Origin of the sequence: Streptomyces sp. BE20 (assembly GCF_036322525.1) — a bacterium.
Taxonomy (GTDB): domain Bacteria; phylum Actinomycetota; class Actinomycetes; order Streptomycetales; family Streptomycetaceae; genus Kitasatospora.
In genome coordinates, this window is record NZ_JAQYWW010000202.1 from 1 (window position 1) to 12,246 (window position 12,246).

Sequence of the window (12,246 nt, forward strand, 5' to 3'; positions counted from 1 at the left end):
CAGGGTCCGTACCCCGGGCCAGAACGGCTCACGCGAGCGGGGCTTCGGCTCGCTGAAGTACGAGAAGCTGTTCTTGGAGGAGATACCCGACGCCCTCGACCTGGTCCGCCATGCCGAGGACTACCGGCTCGAGTACAACACTGTCCGCCCTCACGAGGCACTCGCCTGGAACCGGCCCCACGACGTGCACACCGGCCAGGCCGACCCGCTCGTCCCCAAATCAGCGCCGGTCCGGTTGGTCTCCGCGCGGGCCCTTGTCGACGATCACGTAATTCGTCTCGGGCGCTGATCTTGTGACTGGCCATCAGGTTCTGTGCAGGATCCGCTTGCGCAGAAGGTCGAAGTTGGCGCGGCCGTACCCGGCCCGCTTGATGAACTTCACTCGCGTGTTCTGTCCCTCGACCTGGCCCGAACTCCAGGGGGTGGACAGTCCGGCGATGACTGCGTCCTGGTCTCGGCGCAGGCCGTTGACCAGAGAGTGCATTGCAGGCAGAGGGTCCTGCTCGACCCGCTCCATCCACTGGGGCAGGTGGACGCCGCGTAAGTCGCGCATCATCTCGGCGAAGCCGCGGACGTGGTCGGTGACCGCGTCGAGTTCGGGGCAGCCGGCGCGGATCTCCTTGAGGGTGAGGGCGTCCTCGTCGGTGAGGTTGCCCGGGTTGGTCATGATCCACCGTACGACGCGGCGGGGCCGTGGAGCGGGCCTGGGCGCCGGCGCGGGAGCTGAGGACGTGAAGGTTCGCAGGTAGCGGCGGACGGCCTGGACGCTGCCGGTGAAACCGAGGGCCCCGATGTCGCGGTGCAGCTGGGCGGTGTCGTGGCAGCCCTCGTTCCACCGCTGGTGGAGGTAGGGCCGGTACTCATCCAGAATCGTCGACCGGTTGACCGCCTTGACCAGGAGTTCGTCGATGCTGGTCGCGCGGGCGAAGCGGCGGACGGTGGAACGGTCCAGCTGGAGCCGGTGGCAGATCGACTCCAGCGAGGCGCCTTGGCCCAGCAGATCCTGGACGAGGGTGAACCGCTCCCGGGTCCGGACCACGAGGCGACGCTCGCGACCGCATACGTCCAGGGTCCCGACCGGTGCCGCCACCGGGCCTTCGCCATCAGTGGGCGCGTCGGCGGGTTCGGGGGCCAGCGGTTTCTCGAACACGGCCCGCACGCAGCCGAAGTGAGCACCGACCGTCTTCTCCACCGCCTCGCCGAGGTTCTTCCACAGGTGCCACGCGTCGGCGACCTGCACCGCTTGCGGAGCGCCCGTGCGGGCACCTTCCGCGTAGGAGCCGGCCCGGTCGCGGCAGATCACCTCCACCTCGAGGTGGTCACGCAGCCAGGCGGCCAGCGGTTCTGCCTCACGTCCCGGCAGTACGTCGATGGGGCGGCGTCGCTCCAGGTCGACCAGGATGGTCGCGTACGAGTCGCCCTTCCGTAGTGCGAAATCGTCGACGCCCAGCACCCGGACCTGCCCGACGGTCTCCTCGGGGAAGGCCCTGAGCAGGCGTAACAGGGTGTCCTTCGCCACCGGGACCCCCAGCGCGCCCGCGAGTCGAACTCCAGCTCGCCCGGCCAGCGCCAGCGCGATCGAGGTCAGCGTCCCGCGCATCAGCGGGGTGTAGCGGGCATGCGGGCTGGTCAACCCGGTGACCTGCTCGGCGAACGTCACGGCCGCGCAGGCGGCGTTGAGGCACCGGAACCGGCGTATCAACAGCTCGATGACCACCCGGGTGCCGCTGATCGCCGCGTCGGACAGCCGTCGCAGGTATCGCCCGTGCACCCGTCCCGATGGGCTCCGGCAGTGCGGACATGGCGCGTCAGCCGCACGGACCCGGGCATGCATCGTGATCCCGCCGGCCGACCGCTCGACCAACCCCACCACCACACCGGACAGATGAGGCAGAAGCGCCTCGAAACTCGGCGAAGTACACGCGGGACAGGATGCCAGGAGCCGCCGTCAGCGCCCCGCCTGATCACAAGATCAGCGACAGAGCCGAATTCCGTGACGCGGAAACGGTCGAAGCTGGGGAATTCCGTGACTGCTGACACGTTGCCGCTCCTCCAACCGACTCGACACACAGCAAGCTCCGAGTCCTCATTCCATCAGTGAACTAACGAACACACACCGCAACAAGGGCACCCAATGAAGCACTACTGGCGAGCCCTGCGTGTCTTTGGGTGATTTTTCTTACTTATGGGAGTATTTATCCGCCTGTATTCGGGCCCACCGTCTCCCTTGCTCTGAGGAGTTGCCCGTGTCCGCACCACCGCTCCCCGTACCGGCCGGGCGCCGGCTGACCTGGCAGTGGTTCCTGGCTGTGGTGGTCGTCTACCTGGCGATCCTCCAGGGGCTCGGCGCGCTCATCGGCGTCGACCGGGCCGACGGCGACAGCCAGTTCCCCACCACCGAATCGATCGTCCGCAACGGGGTGATCCCGATCGGCCTGTCGGTGCTGTTCGGCGCGGCGGTGGTGACCTGGCTCGGCTGGTGGAGCAGCGTCCTGCACTACCGGGTGCCGGTGCGGCGCTGGGTCCGGTTCGTGCCCATCTCGATGCTGGTGGTCGCCGTCCTCGCGGTGAACTACCCCAACCTCGCCGACCAGCCGCTCTCCCTGGTCCTGAGCCTGCTCCTGATGGCCGCGCTCGTCGGCGTCGGCGAGGAGCTGATGTTCCGCGGCATCGGCGTCCAGGTCTTCAAGCGTGCCGGCCTCAGCGAGGGCAAGGTCGCCCTGTGGTCCTCCGTGGTCTTCGGCCTCGTCCACGTCAGCAACGCCTTCGGCGAAGGCGCCCAAGCCGTCTTCCAGGCCGTCATCGTCTCCACCTCCGGCTACTTCTTCTACCTCTGCCTGCGCGTCGGCGGGGTGCTCCTGCTGCCGATGCTGGTGCACGGCCTGTGGGACTTCAGCCTCATCTCCAACGGGGTCGGCGCCGACCCCAAGGTGTCCCCGGGGATGATCCTGCCGATCCTGCTCCAGGTCGTCCTGATCGTCGTCCTGATCGTCAAACGCCGCACCGTCGAACCCGCGACCAGCACCACCACCGACCACTGACCCTCCCCGACCCGCCCGCTGCCGGGCGCCCCGCTCGCGGCCCGGCGGCGGGATCCGCACCTACGGCCCGCCTCACGCGGGAGGCGCAGCCCGGCGAGACGGGCAGGAGGTGCGGCGGCTGACCCTTTCCCCGGCTGACCGGGGAGGGTCAGCGGGTGCCGGTGGCGAACCAGATGTGCGGGCAGGTGAGGAGGCGGGCCGGGGGTGGGGGGACCAGATCGCACAGGTCCAGCTGGTCGCACTGGAAGGCGCGGGTCTTCCAGCCGAAGCCGGCGAGCCAGCCGTGGGCGTCGGCGATGCCCGTCAGGTAGGGGGAGCGGCGGGCGGTGAGGAAGTCCAGGTAGTCCCGGCTCTCCGCCGCCTCGAAGAAGGAGGTGTGGGCGACGTCCAGGGCGATGGCCGACCCAGGGGCCGAGAGCTTGCTGAGGGTGCCCAGGAGCGCGTCGCACCGCTCGGGCGGCAGGTAGTAGAGCAGACCTTCCAGCAGCCAGACACTCGCTCGGTCCGGGTCCCAGCCGGCCGCCCGCAGGGCGTCCGGCCATCCAGGGGTGCACAGGTCGGCCTCCACCACGGTCTGGCGCATCGCCGGCCGCGCGCCGTGGGCGCGCAGGGCGGCGTCCCGCGCGGGGACCTGGCCGGGCAGGTCCACCTCGAAGCAGGTCACGTCCGCGGCCTCGGGCAGGTCCAGGCGGTACGCGCGGGTGTCGGACCCGGCGCCCAGGATCACCACCTGGCGCACACCCTGGGCGACCGCCCGCCGCACCACCTCATCCCCCAGCCGGCCCCGCAGGACCACCGAAGTCACCGGAGCGCCCGCCTGGCCCCCGATCTCCGCCAGGTCCCCCGGCGAACACAGCAGCGCGGCGAACGGGTCCACCAGGTACGGGTCCGCACACCGCTGCTCCGCCATCCGCAGGGCGGCGGTCCAGTTGCTCGTCGACATGACGGAGCGAGTCTCGTTGATCACAGAGAGATACGATACTGCTCGGGGCGGGCACTCCTGGCACGCGTCTGCGGTCCACCGGCCCAGTGGCCCGGTCTTCGCGCCGGAGGCCGGTGGAGTCCCGGACGATCCGCTCACGATGAGCGGCTGTCGCACCCGCCGGGCAGCCGCGGGGGTGCAGGCGCAGGACCTTGTGCCGGCGTGGAGCGGTGGCGCACCGGTGCTTCTCGGCTTCGACGCTGGCGCGGGTGACGACCAGGTTCTTGCCGGTGGTGCGGACCAGGTTGATCCGGTGGGTGTTGTGCATCAGCCCGTTGAGATGGACCGGTCCGATGCCCAGCTAGGACGCGGCCTCCTCCTGGGTCATCCACTCGCCACCGTTGGGAAGGTCGTAGCAGGAGAACGGTATCTGCGGGAGGGCGTCGGTCCAGGTCACGCGGGCAATCTCGCCGACGCCGAGCACGAGGCCGGTGCCTGGCCCGGTACAACCCGCACACCGGCCACGGTGAGGCGTCCCGGTCCTCCGGGTCGGTCAAGATCACCTGTCAATCGGTCAAGATCGCTTGTCAGAGGACACTCGCGCGGGGCCCGGCGGAGCCTGGTCGGTCAGGTGGAAGCCGGCTGCCGGGCGAGGTCGAGGGCATCGTCGATCGCCTCGCACAGCACGGGCAGGGCGAGGTCGAAGTCCCCGAGCACGGTGATCGGGCAGTCGGCGGCGACCGCGCCGATCGCGACCAGGGCGACGCGCTCGGCGGCGGTGAGGTGCTCGCGGGCGGCGGGCAGCGTCACGGTGTGCCGCAGGCGGGCGGGTCGTTGGCCGGTCATGACCATCTCGGGCCCCGGGCTGTTGCCGCACCAGCCGTACGTCGACGCCGTCCTGCGGGCCCTCGTGGAGGCCGGCTACCCGGACGGCCCGGTTCGAGGTGGGGGCCGCTGTCGTGGGTGGTGCGGGTTGCCGGGTCTGCTCAGTTGTTGATTGCATCCTTCAGGCCCTTGCCGGCCTTGAACTCGGGCACCTTGGCCGCCTTGATCTTGATCGCCTCACCGGTCTGCGGATTCCTTCCCACACGCTCCGCGCGGTCCTTCACCGCGAAGGTGCCGAACCCGACCAGGACCACGTCATCGCCCTGCTTCAACGCGCCCTGGATCGAGTCGATGACCGCGTCGAGGGCCTTTCCGGCCGTTGCCTTCGTGATGTCGGCCGATGCGGCGATCGCGTCGATGAGCTCACTCTTGTTCATGGTCTCTCCCCTGCTGGACGTCTTGACCGGCGCCCGGTGGCAGCCAGTGCCACCATGATCGCAGAAGGTGACCATCCGTCCGGGAGATTCCGCCTTCGGCCGACGGACGCGCGCCGGGCCGCTGCCCGGCATCTACAACCCGCCTGGCCCCGGCCGGACGTTGTTCGGGTCCTCCGCCGCGATGGCCGAGACCGAGCGCGAGCCATGGTGGAGCAGATGGCGCCGACTGGCCGCGAGGCTGAGGCGCTGCTGAACCTGCTGCCAGGAGTGGCCGTCAGGATGGTCTCCCACGCCGGGCAGGCGGCCCTGCAACCGGGCACTGCGCTCGAGGAGGTGGGCCCGGCCGTGGCCCGGCTGGTCAACCCGGCGGCGCTGGCGAACCTGCGGGCCAGGCTCCACGGCTATCTGGGTACCGAGGCCGCGCTTGCCCGCACCGCGGACCGGATCGGCCGGCATCAACGGCTCGATCCGGCCCCACATCACATCACTGATCACCAATCGGACAGACACATCCGATCAACAGCTCAACCCACCATAGAGACACGCTCTAGACGGCAGACCCCTTGGTGGCAGCCTTCGCAGCCCGCTTCGCGGCGACGTCCTTCTTGACCTGCTCCATGGCGGTCTCGTGCTCGGCCTGGAGCTTCAGTACCAGCCGGGTCAGCTCAGCAGGTGTCGGGTTCGCGTAGACCTCTTCCACCTTCAGTGCCTCGATGTTGAACTCCTTCGCCAGCCCATCTGTGATGTGGATGATCTGGCCGGAGTCGAGGCCGAGTTCCCCAAGCAACTTGGTGTCCGGACCCACCTGGTCGACCTCGGATTCCCCCTCCTCGGCGACGATCCTGCGCACACTCTTCAGGGCTGCTTCATAGCTCGTGTCATCTGCCATGAGCCGCAAGCTACCCAACAAGACCCCGCCCCGTCCGGACTTCAGTCGATCTTCCCCCGAACGGTCAGGGTGGGCTTTGCGGTCCGGTCCGAACCGCGGCCACGGTGCCACGGCCGCAGGGGAAGCCGGTGGGCCCGACCGCCAGGGCCGCCGCCTTCCCGGACTCGGTGCCGACCGTCCGGGCCGCCCTCACCCGGACGCTCCGAGCCCAGCAGTTCCACGCCATCGGCACCGCGCTCGGCATGAGCGTGGAGGGCTGACCCGGTGACCCCCGATCAGATGCTGCGCGTCCTCGCCGCCCTCGAAGCCGCCTGGACCGGCGACGCCTTGGCGTTGGAGAGCCTGGCCCACACCGGGCCCGGCGAGAAGCCGCTGCCCGTTGCCATCGCCGACTACGCCGACCTGGCCCTCCAGAGCCTTACCGCGGCCGCCCATGGCGTCCGCGACGGCCTGCCGCCCGACGAGATCCAGGCCGCAGCCGCCCGGATGGTCGCCGATACCGGCACCCGCATGACCGAGCTCCTCGCCCAGACCCTCCAGCTGTGGGCCGCATCGCCGGCCGGACCCGCCACGGTCGACGACATGGCCCACGTCGTCATCAGTGCCATCCTCACCTTCACTCCCGACGGCGAACCCGAGCAGGTCCTGCCGATGCTGGCCCAGCTGCGCGCGGCCGCTCTGGCGAACCGCCGCTGATTTCGCTCTGGGGCCACGTCTCGGGAGGGCGGTCCGCCTGGCCTCGGCGTCCTATGCGCTGACGTGCTCCGTGTGCTGCTCGGTCAGCGGTTCGTCCGGCTCCCAGCCGGAACGTGGCCAGGCCGAAGACGGCGCCGAGGGCCACGAACGAGTGACTCGGTCCGGTCGGTGTTGCGCGCCGCCACCTCGATGTGTGTCCCGTCGCCGGGCGGCGCCCGCCCAAGGCCCGGAAGCGGACCCGGTGCGGTTGTTCGGGTGCATTACCCGAAGTGCGGTGGGGCGTTGGTCAGAACACGTAAACAGCTGCGGGTGCTCCGGCCTCGGTGAATGATCATCCGCGTTGTGTACACCAGCGTGGAGGAGAGTCCCATGGCAGATTCCGTGTCGTTCCCGGGCGTCTACGTCGAGGAGACGTTCAGCTTCGGCCTGTCCGTCCAGTCCGGGAACACCGCGGTGACGGCGTTCATCGGTGACTTCCCGGGCGTGCCCGCCGGCGGGACGCGGGTGTACAGCTGGCCGGACTTCACCGAGCTGGCCGGGGCGGACGGCAACGGGGACGTCCTCAAGGCACTGGGTCCGGTCCTCAAGAGCTACTTCCTGAACGGCGGCGGGTACTGCTACCTGGTCAGCACCGCCGGGTCCTCCCTCGCCGAGGCACTGGAAGCGCTCGACGCGCTGAGGGACGTGACGATCCTGGTCGCCCCCGGCCTGTGGGACCAGGGCGCGCAGGCCGCAGGGGAGTGGGCCCGGGCCCTCACCGGATGGGCCGCGCGCAACCAGGCGATGGCCGTCCTGCACACCGACCGCGACCACACCGCCGACCAGGCCGGCACGGCGGTCGACGCCTGGAACCTGGACGAGACGGCGCGCGGCTACGCGGCGGTGTACTTCCCCTGGCTGTCGCAGAGCGGCGACGACGGGCCGATCGTGCCCAGCGGTGCGGTCGCCGGGGCCTGGAGCGCGGTCGACGGCGAGCGCGGTGTGTGGAAGGCCCCCGCCAACATCGTCGTGCGCGGCATCGTCGGCCCGCTCCACCAGGCCACCGACGCCGACCAAGGCGCCCACCGCAACCTCAACTTCATCCGCACCTTCACCGGCATGGGCACGCTGATCTGGGGCGCGCGGACCCTCTCCGAGACCGAGCAGTGGCGCTACATCCCCATCCGCCGCCTCGCCAACACGGTCGAGCGCGACATCCACCAGGCGCTGCGCCCCGTGGTGTTCGAGCCCAACACCCAGCCCACCTGGGAGAGGGTGCGCGCCGCCGTCGACACCTACCTGCATGGCCTGTGGCGGCAGGGCGCCGTCCAGGGCAACACGGCGCAGGAGGCGTACTTCGTCCAGGTCGGCAAGGGCGTCACGATGACGGAGGCCGACGTCGCGGCGGGCCGCCTCATCGTCAAGGTCGGTATCGCCGCCCTGCGGCCCGCCGAGTTCAGCGTCCTGCAGTTCACCCAGGAGTTGGGCCGGGCATGACCCGCCACCACTACGGGCGCGCGCCCGCCGGACGCGCGTGACGGCGGCCTCCGGGCGGTGACGCGGCAGGCGCCCGACCGATCACGGCACGCACCGGGCCGGTGCGGGGCCATCTCGATGAAAGGCACGGATGTGAGCGAGATCGATTTCGACGGCGACACCGACACGGTGTGGGACAGCTACCTCCTCGACAGGCTCCTGGACCCCGAGGAGGACAACGACGGAGACACGGCCAGGCCTAGCGCGGCGGCCCTCTACGTCACCGACGACGACGGCACGCAGGGCCTCGCCGGGGCGATCGGCATCCGCGACGCGGACACCTACGAGGACGCCACCGAGTTCTTCGAGACCGACGTGGCCGCGCTGTTCGTCCTGCTGAAGGACGAGACGACCGGCGCCGTGGTCGAGGTCGGCGGCGCCGACTACCGCCTCCACGAGCGGGGCACCGTCGAGGACGGCACCGGCGCCGAGGTGGCGACGGCGCATCTGCGCGACGACACCTCCGGCATCGTCGTGGCCGCCCTCCCCGACCTGCTGGTCGCCGGCTACTACGAGGACGCGCGCAACAACACCCATGCCGCGACCGTCCAGGCCGTGGCCGCCTGCGTCCGCGCACTGCGCGAGGACCTGTCGCTCTAGCGGTCCGCCCGCCCCCGCACCGCATCCCACCCCGGAAACCTGGAGGAACCCATGGCGCCACCACGCGCGAAGAAGTCACACGATGTCGAGAACGCTCCGCGGCAGCCGAGGACGTCGCTGAAGAACGGGAAGCTCACCGCGTTCAACGCCTTCCTGAAGAACGAGCTGGCACGGCTCCAGAAGGAGAGCCCCGAGCTGACGCACCAGGAACGCTTCAAGATCGCCACGGCGAACTGGAAGCAGGCGAAGAACACCCCGACGCCCTGACCCCACAACCGTGGCGGGGGCAGGCCCGGTGGCCGCACTACGGCCACCGGGCCTGCGAAGGACCTGCGCGACACCCACCCTGCACAGCCGAGCACTGTCGGCAGTGAAGGTCAGGGACGCCAGGCGAACGACACCTCCACGGCCCCACGATCCGTGCCGATAGAGCTCCGGTGACACAGGACCAGCACAGCCGGTGTGCCGGACCTGCGTGGCTGTCACCGGGTACGCCAGAGCGTGGGCGAAGCCGCTGAACGCACTGGGGCGTCTGTCACCAGATGCTCGCGCTCACACCTTCGGGTGGACTTCCCGCTCGCGGTGCCGAGCAGGATCCGGGGGTGACTGCTACCGACCTGTTCCAGCCCGGCGCCATGGCGCTGCGGCGCGACGTTCACGCGGGGCGGGTGTGGACGGCGATGGCGCAGCGGGTGGTGGCCGACACCGGCCACGTCCTCACCCTGGCCTACCGGCCGGGGGTCGAGAGTCTGGCCCCGACGACCTGGATCGCCTCCACCCGCACCGGCGACCAGGGCCTGCGCGAGCGCGGCCTGGCCGACCTGGCGGCCGGCACCTGGACCCTGGACCGCTGCCGCTGGACCGGCACCACCCTGCTGTCGCACTTCCTGGCGGGGGAGTGGTTCTCCGTCCACTGCTTCCAGGACGCCGCCGGTGAGCCGCTGCGCTGGTACGTCAACTTCGAGAAGCCCTTCCTCCGCCGGCCAGGGGTCGGCATCGACACCCTGGACCTGTGCCTGGACCTGGTCGTCACCCCCGACCTGTCCGGCCACCACCGGAAGGACCGCCAGGAGTATGCGCAGCTGCGCCGCCTCGGGGTGATCGACGACTACCTCCACTGCCAGGTCGAGCAGGCCCAGGGCCGGGCGCTCACCATGCTCGACAACGAGAGCGGCCCGTTCGCCGGCGGCCGGCCCACCTGGACCCTGGACCCCGGGCCCCGTCTGGCCGCTGCCCGAACTGCCCGCCGACGCCGACCACGTCGCCGACCGGGCCTTGCGGTGACAGCTGCGGTGCCATTGCCGGTTGTTCGGTGGGAGTGGCGGTGGAGTAGGGCAGGGCAACTGGTCGGATGATCACTCCTTGTCTTGAATCCGCCACGCTGAGGCACGGTCGGGGCTAGGCTGCCGACTTGATCGTCCGCGAGCAGCGGGCCGACACCCCCGGAACGAGGAGCCCCATGACCATCGGCGCCGAGACCAGCACTCTCGTCAGCCTGTCCAGCTACGGGTGCCTGAAGGCGAACGGCTACAGCGAGGCCATCATCCGCGCCTACCAGACGGTGGCCCGGGTCGACCCGAACTTCACGGCGAGCGCGCGGAACGCACAGGACGCGGGCCTGGCCGTCGACGCCCTGATCCAGGCGACCACGCAGGCCCCCGCCACCGCGGCCGCCGACGTGGCCCAGTACATCAAGGACGCACAGCTCACGGTGGGAACCACCTGGCTCTCGGTGGAGGCCGCCGGCCACTACTGGAGCGCCGACAAGAACGCCAACCGGACCGTGCTCAACAACCTGGTGACGGCCGGCAAGGCCGCCGGCCTGACGATCGGCATCTACACCTCGGCCGACAACTGGGCGCAGACCTTCGGCGCCGACTTCACCGACCACAGCGCCCTGCCCCTGCTGTACGCGCACTTCGACGGGCTGCGGGACTTCAAGGACTTCACGCCGTTCGGCGGCTGGACCAGCCCGGCCCGCAAGGCGTACAACGGCGGACTCAGCTTGTGCGGCGCCAAGGTGGAGTCCTACACCTGGCGCCCCTGACACCCCAGACCAGACCTCCGGCAAGGCGGTGATCCGTCGGGGTGCCTGGGGCCTGGAGGGGCTCGGGACCTAACCGCCGGGTCACCTTGATGCCCGCCCCCGGCGGGCGCCCGGGCACCCCGGTGGTCACCCTGGAAGGCGTCCCGGATCTTGGGGACGCTTTCGCTCCTGGCCCGAAAACCTTGGAGACCAGGCAAAAAGGGCAGGTCAAAGCATTGGTGGCGGCAACCTTGGACACCTTGATGCCCAGCCCGTGCGACCTTCCCGGGACGCTTGCACCGCGCGCCCGGCCACATCAGTAGAGTCGCGCCATGGTGGCGACGTTGCGGTTGGCGGTGGCGCAGAGCACGGTGCCGGAGTATCCGGCGGACCGGGATGCGATCCGGGCGGCGGGCGCGGAGGTCCGGACGCTGATGCGGCGGGCCGCCGCTGAGGGGCCCGGTTGGTGCAGTTCCCGGAGGGTGCTCTGGTCTACCCCGACAAGCGGGTGGTGGCGACCGGCCCCGACGGCACCCCGGCACCGGCCGACTGGTCCGGTGCGGCGTGGGGCGTCCTACGCGAAGAGGCGGAGCGGATCGCGGCCCTGGCCGGGGAGCTGCGCCTGTGGACGGTCTTCGGGTCGCTGCACCCGCTCACCCCGCCGGCCCGTCCGCACAACAGCCTGTACGTCGTCTCCGACCAGGGCGAGATCGTCACCCGGTACGACAAGAGGTTCCTGTCGCACACCGAATTGACCTACCTCTACACCCCCGGCCGCCCGGCGCCGACCGTCTTCGACGTCGACGGGGTCCGCTTCGGCCTGGCGACCTGCATCGAGGCGAACTTCCCCGACCTGTTCGCCGAGTACGAACGCCTGGACGTCGACTGCGTCCTGCTGTCCGTCATGGTCGACGACCCCGCCCGCGCCACCGTCGCCCGGTGCAGGAGCCGGTCGAGCATTGCGGCCGCGACGGTCGCGTCCCCGAAGGCCGAGGCCCAGTCGACGATGCCGACGTTGGTGCTCAGGATCGTGCTCGACTTCAGATACCGCTGGTTGATCACCTGGAACAGCGCCGAGGCGCCGTCCTCGGGCAGCGGCGGGTAGATCGCCAGGACCTGCTCGGCGTGCTCGGGCCCCATCGGCCCGAGGGTGGCGACGGCGTGCGGCAACGGGGCTCCTTCGGGTGGCGGGTCAGCGGTTGAGGTCGAGCAGGGTGGCCATACCCGCCACCACGGACGGCGCGACCCGGTAGTACACCCAAGTGCCCCTGCGCTCGCTGGTCAGCAGCCCGGCC

The 12,246-nt window shown here is 70.4% G+C and carries 16 protein-coding genes and 2 pseudogenes; 10 read left to right on the forward strand and 8 right to left on the reverse strand.

Annotated features, from left to right (window positions below):
• Positions 1–289: integrase core domain-containing protein (locus PUR61_RS00905; protein ID WP_329874587.1), on the forward strand; the 289-nt coding region annotated here is incomplete at its 5' end.
• A gap of 15 nt (positions 290–304) precedes the next feature.
• Here PUR61_RS00905 and PUR61_RS00910 read toward each other — a convergent pair.
• Complete coding sequence (locus PUR61_RS00910) at positions 305–1,834, reverse strand: ISL3 family transposase (protein WP_329874612.1); 1,530 nt, start codon at positions 1,832–1,834, stop codon at positions 305–307.
• A 412-nt stretch (positions 1,835–2,246) separates the two neighbouring features.
• Here PUR61_RS00910 and PUR61_RS00915 point away from each other — a divergent pair, with 412 nt between their 5' ends.
• A complete protein-coding gene (locus tag PUR61_RS00915; RefSeq protein WP_329874589.1) occupies positions 2,247–3,041 on the forward strand; it encodes a CPBP family intramembrane glutamic endopeptidase in 795 nt (264 codons plus the stop codon).
• A gap of 148 nt (positions 3,042–3,189) precedes the next feature.
• Here the strand turns inward: PUR61_RS00915 and PUR61_RS00920 are convergent, their stop codons facing one another.
• The 5 genes from PUR61_RS00920 to PUR61_RS00940 form a co-directional block, all read right to left on the reverse strand.
• Positions 3,190–4,008, reverse strand: coding sequence for a class I SAM-dependent methyltransferase (locus PUR61_RS00920; protein ID WP_329874591.1), 819 nt, complete (start codon positions 4,006–4,008; stop codon positions 3,190–3,192).
• A gap of 582 nt (positions 4,009–4,590) precedes the next feature.
• Entirely contained in the window at positions 4,591–4,809 is a 219-nt protein-coding gene (locus PUR61_RS00925) for a hypothetical protein (protein WP_329874593.1), read from the reverse strand.
• A 140-nt stretch (positions 4,810–4,949) separates the two neighbouring features.
• A complete protein-coding gene (locus PUR61_RS00930; RefSeq protein ID WP_329874594.1) occupies positions 4,950–5,225 on the reverse strand; it encodes an HU family DNA-binding protein in 276 nt (91 codons plus the stop codon).
• Between the two features lie 132 nt (positions 5,226–5,357).
• Positions 5,358–5,720, reverse strand: a complete 363-nt coding sequence (locus PUR61_RS00935) for a hypothetical protein (protein WP_329874617.1) — start codon at positions 5,718–5,720, stop codon at positions 5,358–5,360.
• 52 nt (positions 5,721–5,772) lie between these two features.
• Positions 5,773–6,114, reverse strand: a complete 342-nt coding sequence (locus tag PUR61_RS00940; protein WP_329874596.1) for an acyl carrier protein — start codon at positions 6,112–6,114, stop codon at positions 5,773–5,775.
• A 128-nt stretch (positions 6,115–6,242) separates the two neighbouring features.
• Here PUR61_RS00940 and PUR61_RS00945 point away from each other — a divergent pair, with 128 nt between their 5' ends.
• From PUR61_RS00945 to PUR61_RS00980, 8 genes and pseudogenes are all read left to right on the forward strand, one after another.
• Positions 6,243–6,374, forward strand: a complete 132-nt coding sequence (locus PUR61_RS00945; RefSeq protein WP_329874598.1) for a hypothetical protein — start codon at positions 6,243–6,245, stop codon at positions 6,372–6,374.
• A gap of 4 nt (positions 6,375–6,378) precedes the next feature.
• Positions 6,379–6,810 carry a hypothetical protein gene (locus tag PUR61_RS00950; protein WP_329874600.1) on the forward strand — a complete coding sequence of 144 codons (432 nt, stop codon included), beginning with the start codon at positions 6,379–6,381 and terminating at the stop codon, positions 6,808–6,810.
• A 369-nt stretch (positions 6,811–7,179) separates the two neighbouring features.
• Positions 7,180–8,286 (forward strand): phage tail sheath family protein, encoded by a 1,107-nt coding sequence (locus PUR61_RS00955; RefSeq protein WP_329874602.1) that lies wholly within the window; start codon positions 7,180–7,182, stop codon positions 8,284–8,286.
• A gap of 132 nt (positions 8,287–8,418) precedes the next feature.
• Positions 8,419–8,925 carry a hypothetical protein gene (locus tag PUR61_RS00960; protein WP_329874604.1) on the forward strand — a complete coding sequence of 169 codons (507 nt, stop codon included), beginning with the start codon at positions 8,419–8,421 and terminating at the stop codon, positions 8,923–8,925.
• A gap of 51 nt (positions 8,926–8,976) precedes the next feature.
• Positions 8,977–9,192, forward strand: a complete 216-nt coding sequence (locus PUR61_RS00965) for a hypothetical protein (protein ID WP_329874606.1) — start codon at positions 8,977–8,979, stop codon at positions 9,190–9,192.
• Positions 9,193–9,527: 335 nt separating this feature from the next.
• Positions 9,528–10,280: a DUF402 domain-containing protein gene (locus PUR61_RS00970; protein WP_329874608.1), complete on the forward strand. Its 753-nt coding sequence runs from the start codon at positions 9,528–9,530 to the stop codon at positions 10,278–10,280.
• A gap of 104 nt (positions 10,281–10,384) precedes the next feature.
• Entirely contained in the window at positions 10,385–10,972 is a 588-nt protein-coding gene (locus PUR61_RS00975) for a GH25 family lysozyme (RefSeq protein ID WP_329874610.1), read from the forward strand.
• Positions 10,973–11,462: 490 nt separating this feature from the next.
• Positions 11,463–11,780 (forward strand): annotated as a pseudogene (locus PUR61_RS00980) (carbon-nitrogen hydrolase family protein); the annotation flags it as partial.
• On the opposite strand, the gene PUR61_RS00985 reads toward PUR61_RS00980, so the two are convergent.
• The gene (locus PUR61_RS00985; protein ID WP_329874614.1) at positions 11,714–12,091 is read right to left on the reverse strand and encodes an ATP-binding protein; all 378 of its coding nucleotides are present in this window, start codon (positions 12,089–12,091) and stop codon (positions 11,714–11,716) included. The pseudogene PUR61_RS00980 and the gene PUR61_RS00985 sit on opposite strands and share 67 nt — an antisense overlap.
• 52 nt (positions 12,092–12,143) lie before the next feature.
• A pseudogene (locus PUR61_RS00990) lies at positions 12,144–12,246 on the reverse strand (transcriptional regulator); the annotation flags it as partial.

What these genes read in the sequence shown, in the direction of transcription:
- PUR61_RS00985 (WP_329874614.1), bottom strand. Translation starts at nt 12,091, where the DNA reads ATGGGGCCCGAGCACGCCGAGCAGGTCCTGGCGATCTACCCGCCGCTG.
- PUR61_RS00925 (WP_329874593.1), bottom strand. Translation starts at nt 4,809, where the DNA reads ATGACCGGCCAACGACCCGCCCGCCTGCGGCACACCGTGACGCTGCCC.
- PUR61_RS00975 (WP_329874610.1), top strand. Translation starts at nt 10,385, where the DNA reads ATGACCATCGGCGCCGAGACCAGCACTCTCGTCAGCCTGTCCAGCTAC.
- PUR61_RS00930 (WP_329874594.1), bottom strand. Translation starts at nt 5,225, where the DNA reads ATGAACAAGAGTGAGCTCATCGACGCGATCGCCGCATCGGCCGACATC.
- PUR61_RS00955 (WP_329874602.1), top strand. Translation starts at nt 7,180, where the DNA reads ATGGCAGATTCCGTGTCGTTCCCGGGCGTCTACGTCGAGGAGACGTTC.
- PUR61_RS00965 (WP_329874606.1), top strand. Translation starts at nt 8,977, where the DNA reads ATGGCGCCACCACGCGCGAAGAAGTCACACGATGTCGAGAACGCTCCG.
- PUR61_RS00910 (WP_329874612.1), bottom strand. Translation starts at nt 1,834, where the DNA reads ATGCATGCCCGGGTCCGTGCGGCTGACGCGCCATGTCCGCACTGCCGG.
- PUR61_RS00940 (WP_329874596.1), bottom strand. Translation starts at nt 6,114, where the DNA reads ATGGCAGATGACACGAGCTATGAAGCAGCCCTGAAGAGTGTGCGCAGG.